13 protein-coding genes and 1 tRNA gene are annotated in these 17,254 nt (G+C 72.8%); 8 read left to right on the top strand and 6 right to left on the bottom strand.

The genetic code is table 11. The features are described from left to right. Positions 1-7: 7 nt before the first annotated feature. The 6 genes from O7604_RS14615 to argS all read right to left on the bottom strand — a co-directional run bounded on the left by O7604_RS14615 (position 8) and on the right by argS (position 9,881). The gene (locus O7604_RS14615) at positions 8-829 is read right to left on the bottom strand and encodes a polysaccharide deacetylase family protein (protein ID WP_269704341.1); all 822 of its coding nucleotides are present in this window, start codon (positions 827-829) and stop codon (positions 8-10) included. Between the two features lie 117 nt (positions 830-946). Beyond that, on the bottom strand, positions 947-4,189 hold the full coding sequence (locus O7604_RS14610) for an efflux RND transporter permease subunit (protein WP_281579874.1): 3,243 nt from the start codon (positions 4,187-4,189) through the stop codon (positions 947-949). 115 nt (positions 4,190-4,304) lie between these two features. Next, on the bottom strand, positions 4,305-5,354 hold the full coding sequence (thrC, locus tag O7604_RS14605; protein ID WP_269704338.1) for a threonine synthase: 1,050 nt from the start codon (positions 5,352-5,354) through the stop codon (positions 4,305-4,307). Positions 5,355-5,466: 112 nt separating this feature from the next. Further along, positions 5,467-6,771 carry a homoserine dehydrogenase gene (locus tag O7604_RS14600; protein ID WP_128136665.1) on the bottom strand — a complete coding sequence of 435 codons (1,305 nt, stop codon included), beginning with the start codon at positions 6,769-6,771 and terminating at the stop codon, positions 5,467-5,469. Then, on the bottom strand, positions 6,768-8,153 hold the full coding sequence (lysA, locus tag O7604_RS14595; protein WP_281579873.1) for a diaminopimelate decarboxylase: 1,386 nt from the start codon (positions 8,151-8,153) through the stop codon (positions 6,768-6,770). Before lysA ends, O7604_RS14600 begins: the two co-directional genes overlap by 4 nt. Before the next feature lie 60 nt (positions 8,154-8,213). Beyond that, entirely contained in the window at positions 8,214-9,881 is a 1,668-nt protein-coding gene (argS, locus tag O7604_RS14590; protein WP_269704334.1) for an arginine--tRNA ligase, read from the bottom strand. A 97-nt stretch (positions 9,882-9,978) separates the two neighbouring features. On the opposite strand from argS, the gene O7604_RS14585 reads away from it, so the two are divergent. The 8 genes from O7604_RS14585 (at position 9,979) to O7604_RS14550 (ending at position 17,225) form a co-directional block, all read left to right on the top strand. Further along, complete coding sequence (locus O7604_RS14585) at positions 9,979-10,815, top strand: DUF3105 domain-containing protein (protein ID WP_269704332.1); 837 nt, start codon at positions 9,979-9,981, stop codon at positions 10,813-10,815. 10 nt (positions 10,816-10,825) lie between these two features. After that, positions 10,826-11,500 (top strand): DUF305 domain-containing protein, encoded by a 675-nt coding sequence (locus O7604_RS14580; protein WP_281579872.1) that lies wholly within the window; start codon positions 10,826-10,828, stop codon positions 11,498-11,500. Positions 11,501-11,886: 386 nt separating this feature from the next. After that, a complete protein-coding gene (locus O7604_RS14575) occupies positions 11,887-12,582 on the top strand; it encodes a winged helix-turn-helix domain-containing protein (protein WP_269704328.1) in 696 nt (231 codons plus the stop codon). A gap of 76 nt (positions 12,583-12,658) precedes the next feature. Then, positions 12,659-12,730: transfer RNA gene (locus tag O7604_RS14570), tRNA-Arg, on the top strand. Positions 12,731-12,861: 131 nt separating this feature from the next. Then, the gene (locus O7604_RS14565; RefSeq protein WP_269707009.1) at positions 12,862-13,257 is read left to right on the top strand and encodes a GntR family transcriptional regulator; all 396 of its coding nucleotides are present in this window, start codon (positions 12,862-12,864) and stop codon (positions 13,255-13,257) included. Beyond that, positions 13,254-14,153 carry an ABC transporter ATP-binding protein gene (locus O7604_RS14560; RefSeq protein WP_269704326.1) on the top strand — a complete coding sequence of 300 codons (900 nt, stop codon included), beginning with the start codon at positions 13,254-13,256 and terminating at the stop codon, positions 14,151-14,153. The genes O7604_RS14565 and O7604_RS14560 overlap by 4 nt, the downstream gene beginning before the upstream one ends. Continuing rightward, complete coding sequence (locus tag O7604_RS14555) at positions 14,150-15,127, top strand: ABC transporter permease subunit (RefSeq protein ID WP_269704324.1); 978 nt, start codon at positions 14,150-14,152, stop codon at positions 15,125-15,127. Before O7604_RS14560 ends, O7604_RS14555 begins: the two co-directional genes overlap by 4 nt. Positions 15,128-15,227: 100 nt before the next feature. Further along, positions 15,228-17,225, top strand: coding sequence for a helix-turn-helix transcriptional regulator (locus O7604_RS14550; protein WP_281579871.1), 1,998 nt, complete (start codon positions 15,228-15,230; stop codon positions 17,223-17,225). The last annotated feature ends 29 nt before the right edge of the window (positions 17,226-17,254 follow it).

Raw genomic sequence — 17,254 nt, 5'->3', positions numbered from 1 at the left:
GGGCACCTTATCCGGCCGCTCCGGTGGCGGCAGCGCGGCGCAGCAGGTCGGAGACCGTCACGAAGGTGTAGCCCCGGGCCCGCAGCCCATTGATCATGTCGGGCAGGCCGCGGAGCGCGACGAGCCGGCGGCCGGTGCCGACGTCGTGGCCGAGCACTATCGTTCCGGGGCGCACGTCGGCGACGATCCGCCGGGCGTGCCCGGCCGGGTCGTGCGGGAACTCGCCCTCGACCATCTGGAGCGTCCAGAGCACCAGGCGGTAGCCGAGCCGGGCCGACGCGTACAGCACCGAGCCGCCGAGGTGCCCCCAGGGCGGGCGGAGCAGCCGGGGCGCCGAACCGGTGGCCGCGGTGATCGCGTCGTGGCTGCGGCGCAGGTCGTCGTAGACCGTCGCGGCGTCCATCCGGGCCAGGTCGCGGTGCGCCCAGCTGTGGTTGCCGACCTCGTGGGCGGCCATCCGGCCCCGGACCAGCGCGGCGTGTTCGCGGGCCCGCTCACCGACCAGGAAGAAGGTGGCCGGCACCCGGTGCTCGGCGAGCGTGTCGAGCACCATCGGGGTCCACTGTGGGCGGGGGCCGTCGTCGAAGGTGAGCGCCACCAGGGGTTCCTCGGTGCGTACGCCCCAGACGACCTGCACCCCGCCGGTGCCGACGTCCTGGTGGCGGCTGCCGAGCGTCGCGCTGGCCGGCCCGCCGGAGATGGGGAGTCTGCGGTCGGCCACCCAGGTGCTCTCGACTGTCGCGACGGAGCCCGCCACGGCCCCGCCGAGCAGCAGCGCGGAGCGGCGCAGCACGGTACGCCGATCCCACCGGCCCGCACCCCCCGCCATCACGCCTCCGAACCGAAAGTAGGCAGCAGCTCACTGAGCGTACCGTTCGGTGCGGTTCTGGTGTGTCCCGCGTGCCGAGGTGCCGGGAGGGGCCCGGGCGGGCCCCTCCCGGCACCATCACTCGGCGGGCGGAATCGGCGACTGGCGGCTCTTGGGCAGGCGCAGCACCTCGAACTGGTCGGTGCCGTCGACGAGCGCGCCCGACGGGCGGGCCGGCGGCGGCGCGACCTCGGCCCGCTCCTCGGCGCGGTCCCCGCCGCCGACCGGCACCGGCACCGGGTCCGGCTCCGGCTGCGGCTCGACCGGCTCCGCAGCGCCCCGGCGCCGGTTCCGGAACGAGCCCTTGGTGTGCTCGACCATGGTGTAGAGCGTCGGCACCAGCACCAGCGTCAGCAGCGTCGAGCTGAGCAGGCCGCCGATCACCACGATCGCCAGCGGCTTGGAGATGAAGCCGCCCTCGCCGGTCAGGCCGAGCGCCATCGGCAGCAACGCGAAGATGGTCGCCACGGCGGTCATCAGGATCGGCCGCAGCCGGCGCCGGCCGCCCTCGACCACCGCCTCGGTCACGTCCATGCCCTGGGCCCGGTACTGGTTGATCAGGTCCATCAGCACGATCGCGTTCGTCACCACGATGCCGACGAGCATGAGCACACCGATCAGCGCCGGCACGCCCAGCGGCGTGCCGGTGACCAGCAGCAACCCGATCGCGCCGGTCGCGGCGAACGGCACCGAGATCAGCAGGATCAGCGCCTGGGTCAGACTGCGGAACGTGGCCACCATGATCAGGAAGACGATCGCGATGGCGGCCAGCACCGCGAGACCGAGGTCCGCGAACGCGTCCGCCTGGTCGGCGCTCACGCCGCCGATCACGTACGTGGCACCCGGCACGTCCAGCGCGTCCAGCCGCTCCTGCAGCTCCTGCGTGGTGGCGCCGAGGTTCGAGCCGGTCGCCGTGCCGGTCACCGAGACGCTGCGCTCCCCGTCGATCCGGGTCACCTGCTGCGGGCCGTCCACCTGCTCGACCTCGGCGATCGCGTCCAGCGGCACCGCGCCCACGCGCAGCGCCCGCAGCTCCGCCACGGTCAGCGGCGGCTGGGCGCCGCTGCTCAGCACCACGTTCTGCGCCGTGCCGTCGAGCGTCACCTGCCCGAGCGGCGCTCCCCGGTACGTCTGCGCGACGAGCTGCCCGACGGCCGCCTCGGTGAGACCCGCACGGGCCGCGGCCAGCCGGTCCACAGTCACCTCGACGCGCGGCACCTGCGTGGCCAGGCTGCTGGTGACGTCCTCCACGCCCGGCGTGCCCGCCATCGCGCCGCGTACCGCCTCGGCCGCCCGGACCAGCGTCTCCTGGTCGGTGGCCTGCACGACCACCTCGACCTCGTTGGCCGAGGTGTTCTGCCCGCCGCCGAACGTCAGCTCGCCCACCTCCGGGCCGAGCGCGTCGAACTCCTTGCGCAGGCCCTGCCGTACCGTCGCGGCGTCGGTGTCGTCGGAGAGCGACAGCGACCAGGTGGCCCGGTCGCTTCCGCCGCCGGCGAACGGGTTGTCCCCGCCACCGGCGCTGACCTGGTAGGTCTCCACCCCCGGCGTACGCCGCAGCACCTCCTCGACCCGGGCGGCGGCCCGGTCGGTGCCGGCGAGCGAGGTGCCGGCCGGCATCTCCTGCCGGATGGCGAGCGTGTCCTGGCCGGAGTCGTCCAGGAAGTTCGTCTCCAGCTTCTGCGCCAGGCCGAACGTGCCGAGCAGCACGAGCAGGCCGAGACCCACGGTGGCCCAGCGGGTCTTCCGCGAGCGGGTGGCGAAGTCGATCACCGGCAGGTACGCCCGCTGCAGCGGGTTGCGCAGCTCCTTCTCCTCGGCGGCGCGCCGGGCGGCGGCGTCGCCGGCGGCGCCGCGCGGCCGCAGGAACCAGTACGCCAGCACCGGGATGACTGTGAGCGACACCAGCAGCGAGGCGAGCAGCGCCACCGTCACGGTGATCGCGAACGGGGCGAACAGCTGCCCGACGAAGCCGCCCACCAGGGCGATCGGGGCGAACACGGCGACTGTGGTGAGCGTGGACGCGGTCACCGCGCCGGCCACCTCGCGGACCGCGGTGAGGATCGCGTCACGCTTCGGTTCGCCGTACTCCAGATGGCGTTTGATGTTCTCCAGCACCACGATGGAGTCGTCCACCACCCGCCCGACCGCGATGGTCAGCGCGCCGAGGGTGAGCAGGTTCAGCGAGTAGTCGCCGGACCAGAGCACGATCAGCGCGACCAGCACGGACAGCGGGATGGACACCGCGGTGACCACCGTGGAGCGCACCGACAGCAGGAACACCAGGATCACCACGACCGCCATGACCAGGCCCAGCAGGCCCTCGGTGGTCAGGCTCTCGATGGACTTCTCGACGAACGGGGCCTGGTCGAACACCACAGTCAGCTCGGCGCCCGCGGCGTCGCCCAGCTCGTCCAGCCGGTCCCGGATCTCGTGCGAGATCTCCACCGCGTTGCCGTCCGGGGCGGCCGTCACCGCGATGCCCAGGCTGGGCTTGCCGTTGGTACGGGTCAGCGAGGTCGCCGGGGCGAGCTGCTGCTCCACCGCTGCCACGTCGCCCAGGCGTACCGGGGCGGCGGGAGCCGTGGTGAGCACGATGCCGCGCAGGTCGTCGAGCGTCCGGATCGGCGTGCCCACCTGAACCGGCAGCGACCGGTCTCCCTCGGCGAGCGCACCGGCCGGCACCGCCACGCCGTTGCTCTTGAGCGCCGACGCGATGGCGGTGGGCGCCACCTTGGCGGCGGCCAGCTTCACCGGGTCCGGTGTGACGGTCACGATCTGGTTCCGGGCGCCGGTGACGTCCACCGAGCGGACGCCGTCCAGCGCCTCCAGCTCCGGTACGACGGCGCTGCGCAGCTTCTCCGCCAGCGCCCGCTCGTCGCCGTCACCGGTCGCGGCGACCACCACGGCGGGCAGGTCGTCGGTGCTACCGGCGATCACCTGCGGGTCGACGCCCTCGGGGAGCTGGGAGTCGATCCGGTTGAGCGCGGTCTCCATCTCGTTGACGACGTCGTCCAGGTCGGTACCGAACTCGTACTGCACCTGGATCGTGGCGGCGCCCTCGCGCGAGGTCGAGGTGACCTCGTCGAGGCCCGGGATGCCCTTGAGGCTGTTCTCGATCGGTTCGGTGACCTGGGATTCCACGATCTCCGGCGCGGCGCCCGGGTACGTCGCCACGATGAACGCGGCGGGAAACTCCAGCGACGGCAGGAGCTGCTGCTTCAGCGACGGCACGGCGAACAGGCCGAAGGCCGTCGTCACCAACGCGACGAGGGCGATCAGCCCACGGTTGGCGAGGCTGAATCTGGCGAGCAGCGACATCGGCGTTACTCACTCCTGGGAGAGGTGTCCGGCGGGGGGTGTCTGAGTCTGCCCCACGCCCCGACACTCCCGGCATCCGCCCCAGCCGATGACACTGCCGACGAAGCGGGAACCCTCAGACGAGGTCGAGGGAGCGGGCGGCGGCCAGCGCGTCGTTGGCGATGGTCACCGGCGCCGGCGCGGTCGAGATGGCCCACTCCGGGTCCTTCAGGCCGTGCCCCGTGACCGTGCACACCACCCGCGACCCGGCCGGCACCTTGCCGGCGGCGGCCTGCTGGAGCAGACCGGCGACGCTCGCCGCGCTGCCCAGCTCGACGAAGACGCCCACCTCGCGGGCCAGCAGCCGGTACGCCGACAGGATCTCCCGGTCGGTGACCGCCGAGATCAGGCCGCCGGAGGCGTCCCGCGCGTCAAGGGCCTTCGTCCAGCTCGCCGGGTTGCCGATCCGGATGGCGGTGGCGATCGTCGACGGCTCCGGCACCACCTGACCGGTGACGATCGGGGCCGCGCCGGCCGCCTGGAAGCCGTACATCCGGGGGGCCTTCGTGGCGTTGCCGTCGCGCAGGTCCTCGGAGTAGCCCATCCAGTACGCGGTGATGTTGCCGGCGTTGCCGACCGGCAGGCAGTGGATGTCGGGCGCGTCGCCGAGCGCCTCGACGATCTCGAAGGCGGCGGTCTTCTGCCCGTGCAGCCGGTCGATGTTGACGGAGTTGACCAGCGCGACCGGGTAGTCCTGGGCGAGCTTGCCGGCCAGCCCGAGGCAGTCGTCGAAGTTGCCCTGCACCTGGAGCAGCTTCGCGCCGTGCACGAGCGCCTGGGCCAGCTTGCCCAGCGCGATCTTGCCCTGCGGCACCAGCACCGCGCAGGTGATCCCGGCGCGGGCCGCGTACGCGGCGGCGGAGGCGCTGGTGTTGCCCGTGGAGGCGCAGATGATCGCCTTGTCGCCGGCCTCGACGGCCTTGGAGACGGCGACCGTCATGCCCCGGTCCTTGAACGAGCCGGTCGGGTTGGCGCCCTCGACCTTGAGCCACACGTCCGCGCCGACCCGGGCGGAGAGCACCGGCGCCGGCAGCAGCGGCGTGTTGCCCTCGTGCAGGGTGACGACGGGAGTCGCCTCGGTGACCGGCAGCCGATCCCGGTACGCCTCGATCAGTCCCCGCCACATGTCGTGCTCCTCGCCTCTGTCGCCCCGCTCCGGGGCCTGCCAACAGCGTGGACCAGCCTGCCCGGCCGGCCACCGGCACACCCTGTCCTAACCATCAGGCGGGACGCGTGGGTTACGCGCCGCCCTCCACCCGCAGCACACTCGTCACCGACCTGACGATGTCGAGTCCGCGCAGCTCACGAACGGTGGCCGCGAGCGCGGCGTCGGGCGCGACGTGGGTGACGATGACGAGTTCCGCGTCACCGCCGGCCGGGCCCTGACGGACGGTGGCGATGGACACCTCGTGCCGGGCGAAGACGCCCGCCACCCCGGCCAGCACACCCGGCCGGTCGGCCACGTCGAGGCTGATGTGGTAGCGGGTGAGCGCCTCGCCCATCGGCCGCACCGACAGGTCCGCGTACGCCGACTCGCTCGCCGCGCGCACCCCGGCGAGACGGTTGCGGGCCACCGCCACCACGTCGCCGAGCACCGCGCTCGCGGTCGGCGCGCCACCGGCGCCCCGGCCGTAGAACATGAGCTGCCCGGCCGCGTCGGCCTCGACGAACACCGCGTTGAACGCGTCGCCGACGCTCGCGAGCGGGTGCGTCAGCGGGATCATCGCCGGGTGCACCCGGACGTTCACCGTCTCCCGGCCGTCCGGGTCGGCGCCCCGGGCCGCGATGCAGAGCAGTTTGATCGTGCAGCCCATGGCCTTGGCGCTGGCCACGTCGGCGGCGGTCACCTCGGTGATGCCCTCCCGGTGCACGTCGGCGGCGGTCACCCGGGTGTGGAACGCCAGCGAGGCGAGGATGGCGGCCTTGGCCGCCGCGTCGAAGCCCTCCACGTCGGCCGTCGGGTCGGCCTCGGCGTACCCCAGCTCGGTGGCCTCCTCCAGCGCCTCGGCGAACCCGGCGCCGGTGGCGTCCATCGCGGAGAGGATGAAGTTCGTGGTGCCGTTCACGATGCCGGTGACCCGGGTGATCCGGTCGCCGTGCAGCGACTCGCGCAGCGGGCGCAGCAGCGGGATGGCCCCGGCGACGCTCGCCTCGTAGTAGAGGTCGGCGCCACCCTCGGCGGCGGCGTCGTGCAGTGTGGCGCCGTCCTCGGCGAGCAGCGCCTTGTTGGCGGTCACCACGCTCTTGCCCGCGCGCAGCGCCTCGACCAGCCAGCCCCGGGCCGGCTCGATGCCGCCGACCACCTCGACCACCACGTCCACGTCGTCGCGCTTGATCAGCCCGAGCGCGTCGGTGGTGAACAGCGCCGGGTCGACGGGCAGGTCGCCGCGGTCACGGCCGATCCGGCGTACGGCGATCCCGGCGATCTCCAGCGGGGCGCCGATCCGGGCGGCGAGGTCGGCCGACTGCTCGTGCAGCAGCCGGACCACGTCGCTGCCGACAGTGCCGCAGCCGAGCAGCGCCAAGCGAACCGGTGAGGTCATCCCACATCCAATGCCAGCAGGTCGTCTTCGGTCTCCCGGCGGACGATCAGCCGCGCCCGACCTTCGCGGACGGCGACGACCGGGGGCCGCGGGACATGGTTGTAGTTGCTCGCCATGCTCCGGCAGTAGGCCCCCGTGCCGGGCACCGCGACAAGATCTCCGGGCTGCACGTCAGCGGGCAGGAATTCATCCTTCACCACGATGTCCCCCGACTCACAATGCTTTCCCACCACGCGGGCGAGCATCGGCTGTGCGGTTGACGTGCGGTTCGCCAGCGTGGCCGAGTAAGACGCGTCGTAGAGCGCGGTACGGATGTTGTCGCTCATCCCCCCGTCCACGCTCACGTACGTCCGCAAGCCGTCCACGTCTTTCACGGTCCCGACGCCGTAGAGCGTGAACACGGCCGGGCCGACGATCGCGCGGCCCGGCTCGACCGACAGGTGCGGCACGGCGAGGTTCTCCGCCGCGCACTCCCCGTCGACGATCTTGCGCAGGCGCTTCGCCAGGTCGTGCGGCGACGCCGGGTCGTCCTGCGTGGTGTACGCGATGCCGAAACCGCCGCCCAGGTCCAGCTCGGGCAGCTCCACGCCCCGCGCGTCGCGGATCTGCGACTGCAGGGCGAGCACCCGGCGGGCGGACACCTCGAAGCCGCTGGCGTCGAAGATCTGCGAGCCGATGTGCGAGTGCAGGCCGCGCAGCTCCAGCACGTCCTCGTCGAGGATCTTGAACGCGGCCGCCGCGGCGGCGCCGCCCGCGAGCGAGAAGCCGAACTTCTGGTCCTCGTGGGCGGTGGCGATGAACTCGTGGGTGTGCGCCTCCACGCCGACGGTGACCCGGACCAGCACCTTCGGGCGTACCCCGCGCTCGCGGGCCAGCTCCGAGAGCCGGTCGATCTCGGTGAACGAGTCGACGATGATCCGGCCCACGCCGGCGTCGACCGCCCGGGTCAGCTCCGCCACCGACTTGTTGTTGCCGTGGAAGCCGATCCGCTCCGGCGGCATCCCCGCCGACAGCGCGGTGGCCAGCTCACCGCCGGTGCAGACGTCGAGGAACATGCCCTCCTCGGCGATCATCCGGACCACGGCGCGGCACAGGAACGCCTTGCCGGCGTAGTAGACGTCCGCGTCCGGGAAGGCCGCCCGGAACTCCCGGCAGCGCTCGCGCAGGTCGTCCTCGTCCAGCACGTACGCCGGGGTGCCGTACTCGGCGGCCAGGTCGCGGACGTCCAGGCCCGCGACGGTGAGCGCGCCGCCGGGGCCGCGCGCCACGTTGCGCGGCCACAGTTGCGGCACCAGGGCGTTGACGTCGACCGGGGTACGGAGCCACGCGGGCCCCCGGGTGCCGATCTCGCCGTGCAGTGCGCCTGCCTCGTGAGCCCGCATCTCTACTCGTCTCCGCTTCGCGACTGCGGGGCTCGCAAGCTCACTCCTCGCGCTCGCACGCTACATCCGCTCCGGCGCGGACACCCCGAGCAGGTGCAGGCCGTTGGCGATGACCACCCGGGTGGCGTCGTTGAGCCAGAGCCGGGCCCGGTGGGTGTCGGTGATCTTCTCGTCGCCCTGCGGGGCGATCCGGCAGTTGTCGTAGAACCGGTGGTACGCCTGCGCGACGCTCTCCTCCAGGTAGCGCGCCACCCGGTGCGGCTCGCGCAGCTCGGCGGCCGTGGCCACCACCGCGGGGAACTCCGCGAGCGCCTTGAGCAGCTCGTTCTCCTTCTCGTGGCCGAGCAGTTCCGGCTGGAACGCGGCGGCGTCGCCACGGGTCAGCCCGATCTCGGCCGCGTTGCGGGCCACCCCGGCGGTACGGGCCGCGACGTACTGCACGTAGTAGACCGGGTTGTCGTTCTTGGCCCGGGTCCACAGCTCCACGTCGATGTCGATGGGCGAGTCGGCCGAGTAGCGGGCCAGCGCGTACCGGGCGGCGTCGACGCCGATCGCGTCGACCAGGTCCTCCAGCGTGACCACGGTGCCGGCCCGCTTGCTCATCCGCACCGGGGCGCCGTCGCGGACCAGGTTGACCAGCTGGCCGATGAGGATCTCCAGGTTGCGCGCCGGGTCGTCGCCGAAGCACGCGGACATCGCCTTCATCCGGCCGATGTAGCCGTGGTGGTCCGCGCCGAGCATGATCACGACCCGGTCGAAGCCGCGCTCCCGCTTGTTCAGGTAGTAGGCGCAGTCGGCGGCGAAGTACGTCCACTCGCCGTTGGACTTGCGCAGCACCCGGTCCTTGTCGTCGCCGAACTCGGTGGTGCGCAGCCAGGTCGCGCCCTCGGACTCGAAGACGTGCCCCTGCTCCCGCAGCCGGTCCAGCGCCGCCTCCAGCGCGCCCTGGTCGTGCAGGTCCTTCTCGTTGAAGTAGGTGTCGAACTCCACACCGAAGTCGCGCAGCGAGGACTTGATCTCGGCGAACATCAGCTGGACGCCCTCGGTCCGGAACACCTCCTCGGCGGCGTCCTCGGTGAGGTCCAGCACATCCGGCCGCAGGCGGACCACCTCGGCGGCGATCTCCGCGATGTACGCGCCGCCGTAGCCGTCCTCCGGCGCGGGCTCGCCCTTCGCGGCGGCCAGCAGCGAGCGGGCGAACCGGTCGATCTGGGAGCCGGCGTCGTTGAAGTAGTACTCCGTGCCCACCTCGGCGCCCGTGGCGCGGAGCAGACGGCTCAGCGCGTCGCCGACGGCCGCCCAGCGGACCCCGCCGATGTGCACCGGGCCGGTCGGGTTCGCCGAGACGAACTCCAGGTTGATCCGCTGGCCGGCGAGGGTGTCGCTGCGCCCGTACGCCGGACCGGCCTCGACGATGACCTTGGCGAGCTGACCGGCGGCGGCCGCGTCCAGGCGGACGTTCAGGAAGCCGGGACCGGCGATCTCCACCGACTTGATCCCGGGCGCCTTGGCCAGTTCGTCGGCCAGCGCTGTCGCGAGCTCCCGTGGGGGTACGCCGACCTTCTTGCTGAGCTGGAGCGCCAGCGTCGAGGCGTAGTCACCGTGATCGGGATTACGGGGTCGCTCGACGGTGGTCTGCGCGGGCAGCGCGGCGCGGTCCAGTCCCCGCTCGTCGAAGACGGCGTGGGCTGCGGCGAGGACGACCTCGGCGAGTTCTGCGGGAGTCACTGATCCATGTTATCGGGGGTAGACTCGGGCACCGCGGAGGCGACCCAGCATGTGAACCGGCCCCGCGCCCCCTGACCGACCGACCTGACGAGGCACGATGAGCATCAGCACCCCGGGCGGCCCGGAACGCCGTCCCACCGTGGTCAGCACCGGCAAGAAGCCGGCCGCCGGCCGGCCCGCGGCTGCCGACAAGCCCGCCGCGAAGGCCGGCTCCGGCAAGGCCGGGGGCGGCAAGGGCACGCCACGGCAGGGCGCCGGGGGCAAGGGCCGCAAGCCGGTCGCCCCGGTGAAGGTGAGCCAGGGCCGTTCGTGGGGCCCGATCGCCCTCTTCGTCGCCGTCGGCGTCCTGGCCGTGGGCATCATCGGCGTCGGCGCCTGGGCGGTCTACCAGGGCGGCCAGCCGTGGCAGAAGCGGGCCGAGGCGATCGACGGCATCGTCGACTACCGTGCGAAGGACAAGGACCTGGTCAAGGGCGGCAACCACCAGCCCGGCGCGATCAAGTACGACGTCCTCCCGCCGGTCGGTGGCCCGCACAACCAGGCCTGGCAGAACTGCATGGGTGACGTCTACGACGCCCCGATCGCCAACGAGCACGCGGTGCACAGCCTGGAGCACGGCACGGTGTGGATCACCTACCGCCCGGACCTGCCCGCCGACCAGGTGGAGAAGCTCAAGAGCAAGGTGCAGGGCAAGGAGAAGCTCATGCTCAGCCCGTTCGAGGGGCTGGACAAGCCGATCTCGCTCCAGGCCTGGGGCTACCAGCTCAAGGTCGACAACGCCGACGACGGCCGGATCGACGACTTCATCAAGACCCTGCGGGTGAACGCCTCGATCGAGGGCCCGAACGCGCTCTGCGACCAGGGCGTCACCGCCACCGGCACCGCCCCGCGCGACAACCTGCAGAACAACATGCCCCAGCAGCCCACTCAGTGAGGACGCCGCGATGACCGCTCCGGTGACCACCGACAGCGAACTGGACGAGGCTCCGGCCGCCGACCAGGGCGGCCGGGGCGCGCTGCGCCGCTACGGCCTGCTGGCGGTGGCCGCCGCGCTCGTGGTCGGGCTGGTCCTCGGGTACGCGGGCGGCCTGCTCACCCCGACGCTCACCCGTCCGGGTGAGAACTCGGCGGAGGCCGGGTTCGCCCGGGACATGACCGCCCACCACAACCAGGCCGTGGCGATGGGCCTGCTGGCGTTCAACCAGGGCCAGGACTCTGAGGTACGCCAGGTCGGCGTGGACATCGCCACCGGCCAGCAGGGCGAGATCGGCACCATGCAGACCTGGCTGCGGTCCTGGAAGCTGGACCCGACCGGCGAGCAGGCGCCGATGGCGTGGATGAAGGACGGCGGCGGGCTGATCAAGGACGGCCTGATGCCGGGCATGGCGACGCCGGAGGAGATGGCGAAGCTGCGCGCGGCGAGCGGTCGCGAGTTCGACGTGCTGTTCCTTCAGATGATGATCCGCCACCACATCGGCGGGGTGCACATGATCGACGGCATCCTCGACGAGGGGCGCGACGACGACGTGCTGGCGGTCGCACAGATCATGAAGAACACCCAGCAGAACGACCTGACCAACCTGAGCGCGGCGCTGAAGCGCCTGGGCGGCACCCCGTAACACCCCCCGCCCCCGCTCACCCCCGAGGCCCGGTCCCCCTCCCAGGGGCACCGGGCCTCACCGTCTCTCCCCCCGGCCCCGCCCCGCCCCGGCCCGGCCCGGCGATCTTGCACTTGCGGCCCCCCGGATGCCGGATTCGCCCCGTTACGGGAGGGCTGAAAGTGCAAGATCGCGGGTGCGAGATCGTGCGCTCGGGGATCTTGGTACGGAAGGGCCCTCGGGAGGGCGGTTTCGTACCAAGATCTCGGGCGGGGAAGCTTCGGGCTGTCCGTAATGTTCGGTATGGGCGTTTGTAACGGTTTGGGGTTAACGGGTCATTGTGGGGGTTGGAGAGTTTTCTACCCACATATCGTGACCAGTTGCGATTCGGGCTCGTTGCCCAAGACGTGGGGGTTGCACTCAGAGACGCAGGGCGGTCGGTGACCAGCTGGTGCCGACGCCACACCATCGGCGGTGACGGAGCGGTGGCAGCCGTCCGTCGCGGACTGCGGCAGGGCGAGCCGGGAACGCTCAGCCGCGAACAGGAACTCGAACTCATCGACGTGCTCCGCGGGGTCCACCCCGACGAGTTCGGCCTCGACGAGGAGCTCTGGACACGGCAGAGCCTGACCGCCCTCATCGAGCGCCGGTTCGGCCTGGCGATGGAGGCCGGCACCGTCGGGGCGTACCTCCGGGCCTGGGGTCTGGGGCCGCGCGAGCCGCGCGAGCGGGCCTGCGGCCTGTGCGTCGGCGCGGTCGAGCGCTGGGTACGCAGCGAGTATCCGGCGATCACGCGGGCGGCCCAGGAGCACGCCGCGGAGGTCTACTGGATCGGCCGGGTACGCCTGCGCGGCACGATGCCCGCCGCGGACGTGGTCTCGGCGGTCTCCTCCCGGGGACGGGTGCGGTTCATGGTGACCACGCCGTCGGTGGACCCGCCGCTGCCCCGGGACTTCGTGTTGCGGCTCAGCGGCGCCGAGGAACGCACCGTGCACCTGATCGTGGACGGCTCGTGGCCGCGCAACGAATGGCCCCGCCGGCTGCCCCGCCGGGTCGTGCTGCACCCGCTGCCGAGCTGCGGTCGCGCCGTCGTCGCGGCCTGATCCGACGAAGATCGACTCGCGGGGGTACCGATTCGGTGATCCGGGAGGGGGTTTGCTACTCTTCTCGGGTCGCTGAGCCCCCGTAGCTCAGGGGATAGAGCACCGCCCTCCGGAGGCGGGAGCGCAGGTTCGAATCCTGCCGGGGGCACCTCACAGAAGACCTTCACGAGCCCGACAGCCGCCTTGGCTGCCGGGCTCGTTCCGTTTCCGGGCGAGCCGGCGTCCTTGACCACCGACCCACTGCTTTACTACGTTACTAGTAAAGCAGTGAGGAGCACCGTGTTCGTCTTCCGGCTCGACACCCACTCCGGCGTGCCGCCGTACCTACAGCTCGTCCAGCAGGTCCGCCAAGCGGTGCTGCTGGGCTTCCTCCAGCCCGGTGACCGCCTCCCGCTCATCCGCGAGGTGGTCGAGGACCTGGCGATCAACCCGAACACCGTCGCCAAGGCGTACCGGCAGATGGAGCAGGAGAACCTGGTCACCGGCCGGCCCGGCCAGGGCACGTTCGTCACCGCGCAGCAGTCGGCCGTGATGTCGGCGTCGACGTACACGTCGCTGCGCCGCGGCCTGGAGAGCTGGTTGCGCCGCGCCTACGCGGCCGGCCTCGACGAGCAGGCGGTCGACGCGCTCTTCACCTCCGTCCGCCGGCAGACGAGAAACGAGGACGTGGCGTGACAGCTACCGGGTTCGCGCTGCGCACCGACGGTGTGGGCAAGCGGTACCGGAAGGGCTGGGCGCTGCGCGACTGCACCCTGGCCCTGCCGACGGGCGGGGTGATCGCCCTGGTCGGACCGAACGGCGCGGGCAAGACCACGCTGCTGCGCCTGGCCGTCGGGTTGCTGGCACCCAGCACCGGCACGGTGGAGGTCCTCGGCCAGGACGTCACCGCGAGCACCCCGCAGACGCTGTCCCGGGTCGGGTTCCTGGCCCAGGACCACCCGCTGTACAAGCGCTTCACCGTCGCCGAGATGCTCCGCTTCGGCCGGGCCTGCAACAGGCGGTTCGACCAGCGGCTGGCCGAACGCCGGTTGGCCAAGCTGGGCATCCCGCTCGACCGCAGGGCCGGCACGCTCTCCGGCGGCCAGCAGGCCCAGGTCGCGTTGGCCCTGGCCCTGGCGAAGCGGCCGGACCTGCTCGTCCTCGACGAGCCGGTGGCCAGCCTCGACCCGTTGGCCCGGCACGAGTTCCTGCAGGTCCTCATGGGGGCGGTGGCCGAGGGCGGGGTGACAGTCCTGTTCTCCTCCCACGTCGTGCACGAGCTGGAGCGCGTCTGCGACCACCTCGTCGTGCTCAACCAGGGCCGGGTCACGCTCACCGGTGACATCGACACCCTCCTCGCCGAGCACCGGCTGCTCGTTGGCCCGCGAACGACGAACGACCTCGACCGGGCCGGCGCGGTCGTGGAGGCCGTCCACAGCGACCGGCACACGACCCTGCTGGTACGCGACGGCGGGCTCCCGGCCGCGCCCGGGTGGCAGGCCCAGCCGGTGGCGCTGGAGGACCTGGTGCTGGCGTACCTGCGGCGGCCGTCCGAACCCGGCGCCGCGGTCACGTCGGAGGTGGCGGCATGACGTGGGTGATCTGGCGCCAGCACCGGGCCGAGGTCTGCGTCCTGGCTCTGCTCGTCGGACTGTTCGGCGCCGCCCTGCTCGTACTCGGGACGCAGGCCCACGACCTGTTCCCCGGCGGTCCCGCCCGGTGTGCCGGAGGAGCCGGTGTCGACGAGGCCTGCGCCGCCTCCTTCCGCCGGCTCGACGAGGAGTACGGGTACGTCGAGAACCTCCTGGCGGCCTTCTACCTGGTTCCCGTCGTCATCGGCGCGTTCCTCGGCGCGCCGCTGCTGGCGCGCGAACTGGAGGACGGCACCTGGCAGCTCGCGTGGACGCAGGCCGTACCGCGGATGCGCTGGCTGGCGGCCAAGCTCGCGGCACTGGCCGGCGTCACCGTCGCGCTCACCGGGATGTTCACCGCGGTGCTCACCTGGTTCCGTCAGCCGTTCGACGCGTGGGAAGGGCGGTTCCAGTACGACGCCTTCGACCTGGAAGGGCTCGTTCCGGTGGCGTACGCGTTGTTCGCGTTCGGCGTCGCCACCGCCGCGGGGGCGATCCTGCGGCGCAGCCTGCCCGCGTTCGGCGTCGCGTTCGGGGCGTTCCTCGCCGCCCGGATGACTGTGGCGCTGCTGGCCCGGCCCGCGTACGCCACGCCGCTCACCACCATGGGGCCGGTGCCCGTCGGCGGCTCGACGGACCGGGCGGGGCACGGGCCCGCGCCCGGCGTCGCCGACTGGGTCATCGAACGCGGCTACGCCGACGCCGCCGGCCGCAGGCTGAGCGGCACCGAGTTCTCCGAGCTGGAGATCGCCGCCGACCGGGCCGGCACCAACCTCAACCAGTTCCTGCACGCACGGGGCATCCAGCAGTTCGGCGTCTACCACCCGGCCGACCGGTTCTGGACGTTCCAGATCGTCGAGGCGGCCCTGTTCCTCGCCGTCGCGGCGATCCTGATCGGTGTGGTGGTGTGGCGGGTCCGACGCCGGATGATCTAGGTACCGGGCGGCTTTCACCTTTGTCCCCCGATTCGGGGATGGGCAGGTCGTGACCTGGCTAACCTCGCGGTGAACGGGTCGAACCTCAGCACCTGCGAAGGTGAGCCAGTTGCCCGAGACGCCGTTGACCAACCGCCCCAAGATGCACACGGGCGTACCCTCCTCGCTGACCACCGCGCAGCGGTGGGTCCTGCGCGGCGTCGCCGTCGCGGACGCCCCCTGCGGTCTGTGGTTCCTCGAAGCGGTGGCCACCCGCACCGGCACCACGCCGGACGAGCCGGCCGGCGCGACGGTGGAGGAGCTGATCTCCCGCGGGTTCCTCGTCGACACCGCCGCCGGCCTGCGGCTGGCCTCGATCGCGCTGCGCGACGAGGTCCTGCGGGACACGCCGCCCTCGGTGCGCCAGGGCCTGCGCGAAGCGGCAGCCGAGGTGCTCGCCGACGCCGGGCGTCCCGCCCAGGCCGCCCGGCAGCTCCTCCTGGTGCTCCCGGCGGTGAGCCGGTCCGCCCGGGCGCTGGCCGCCCGGCTGGCGGCCGACGCGGCGGTCGGTCCGAGCCTCGCCGCGGATCTGCTGCTCGCCACACCCCCGCCCGGCCCGGCCGACGAGCGCCTGGCCTGGCTGGTCGACGTCGCCGACAACCTCTACCTGGCCGGCCGGGTGGACGAGACGCTGCGCATGCTGCACCGGGAGGTCGCGGTCGACAGGTACGGGCCACGCCAGCGGGCGATGCTGCTCGGGCGGCTCGGCGCCTACTACGCGACGCAGCGTCCCTCGCTGTCCCTGACGTACCTCGGGCAGGCGCTCAACCAGGAGCTGGACGCCGCCGGGCGGAGCTGGACGCTCACCATGCTGGCGTCGCAGGCGACCCGGTTCGGGCACCCCGACGCCGCCGAGCTGGTGGCGGCGGCGGAGCGGGCCCACGAGCGCAGCCCCTCCCCCGGCGGCGGTATCCGGCTGGCCCTGGCGCATGCGTCCCGGGCCACCGCCACCGGCGACCTGCCCCGCGCCGCGCGGATCCTGCGGGAGGTGGACGCGGGCGAGCCCGTCGCCCGCGCCCAGGCGATCTTCCTGCGCGTCGACCGGGTGGTGAACCAGATCGCGCTCGGCCGGTACGTCGACGCGGCGACCGCGCTCGACAGCGTGGCCACGGAGATCGACACGCTCGGTGCGGTGGCGCAGCCGCTGGTGACCGCGCTGGACTGCGTCCTGCGGCTGACCACAGGTGAGCTGGCCGAGGCCGAGGTCCGGGCCCGTCTCGCGCTTACCGAACGCGGTGGCGCCCTGCCGGCGCAGGCCCGGGTGGACCTGCTCGCCACGGTCGTGGAGGTGCTGCTGCGCCGGGGTGAGGTGGCCGCGGCCCGGGAGCTGCTCGCCGGGGAACGCCCCGCCGTGGGCTGGCCGGACGAGATGCAGTGGTTTCGGCTCGGCTGCGCCGCCGCCAGCGACCCGGAACCGGGCCGGCACGCCGCGCTGCTGGGCGCCGCCTTCGCCGTGCCGGACCGCTCGGTGGCTCCCCTGCTGCTGGTGCCGCACCACGGCCCGCGACTGGTGCGCGCGGCCCTGGCGCTCGGTGACCGGCAGCGGGCCGAGACCCTCGCCGACCACCTGAAGCGGGCCGCCGGGACGACGAACAACGCGCTCTGGCGCGGGGTGGCGCACCAGGTCGACGGGCTGCTGACCGGCGATCCGGCGGCGCTGCGCGCGGCGGTACGGCTGCTGCGCACCACCTCCGCCCGGCCGGCCCTGGCCGACGCGCTGTACGACCTGGCGCGCTCGCCCGGGCTGCCGCCGGCCGAGACGTTCGACCTGCTGGCCGAGGCCGACGCGATGTACACCCGGATGGGTGCCGGCGGGACACGGGAGCACGACGGCCCGGCGGGCGACGAGGCCCGCCGTCCGGCCGTGGCCGCGCTGACGCCCGCCGAGGTACGGGTGGCCGAACTGCTCGCGGTCGGCATGACGAAGCAGGAGGCGGCCCGGGACCTGTTCGTCTCGTTCCACACCGTCGACACCCACCTGCGCTCGATCTACGCGAAGCTCGGTGTCCGCAACCGGGTGGAGCTGGCGCTGGTATGGGAGTCCCGGGAGGACGGCTGAGCGCGGACGACCCTGTGGCGTCCGCGCTC

Origin of the sequence: Micromonospora sp. WMMA1947 (assembly GCF_027497355.1) — a bacterium.
In the GTDB taxonomy this organism is placed as follows: domain Bacteria; phylum Actinomycetota; class Actinomycetes; order Mycobacteriales; family Micromonosporaceae; genus Micromonospora.
The sequence above is the reverse complement of the archived record's forward strand: the minus strand, read 5'-3'. Positions and strand labels throughout refer to the sequence as shown.

Bases quoted from the DNA above. Each gene is read 5' to 3' on its own strand.
- O7604_RS14615 (WP_269704341.1), bottom strand. From the start codon at position 829: ATGGCGGGGGGTGCGGGCCGGTGGGATCGGCGTACCGTGCTGCGCCGC.
- O7604_RS14610 (WP_281579874.1), bottom strand. From the start codon at position 4,189: ATGTCGCTGCTCGCCAGATTCAGCCTCGCCAACCGTGGGCTGATCGCC.
- thrC (WP_269704338.1), bottom strand. From the start codon at position 5,354: ATGTGGCGGGGACTGATCGAGGCGTACCGGGATCGGCTGCCGGTCACC.
- O7604_RS14600 (WP_128136665.1), bottom strand. From the start codon at position 6,771: ATGACCTCACCGGTTCGCTTGGCGCTGCTCGGCTGCGGCACTGTCGGC.
- lysA (WP_281579873.1), bottom strand. From the start codon at position 8,153: ATGCGGGCTCACGAGGCAGGCGCACTGCACGGCGAGATCGGCACCCGG.
- O7604_RS14585 (WP_269704332.1), top strand. From the start codon at position 9,979: ATGAGCATCAGCACCCCGGGCGGCCCGGAACGCCGTCCCACCGTGGTC.
- O7604_RS14580 (WP_281579872.1), top strand. From the start codon at position 10,826: ATGACCGCTCCGGTGACCACCGACAGCGAACTGGACGAGGCTCCGGCC.
- O7604_RS14555 (WP_269704324.1), top strand. From the start codon at position 14,150: ATGACGTGGGTGATCTGGCGCCAGCACCGGGCCGAGGTCTGCGTCCTG.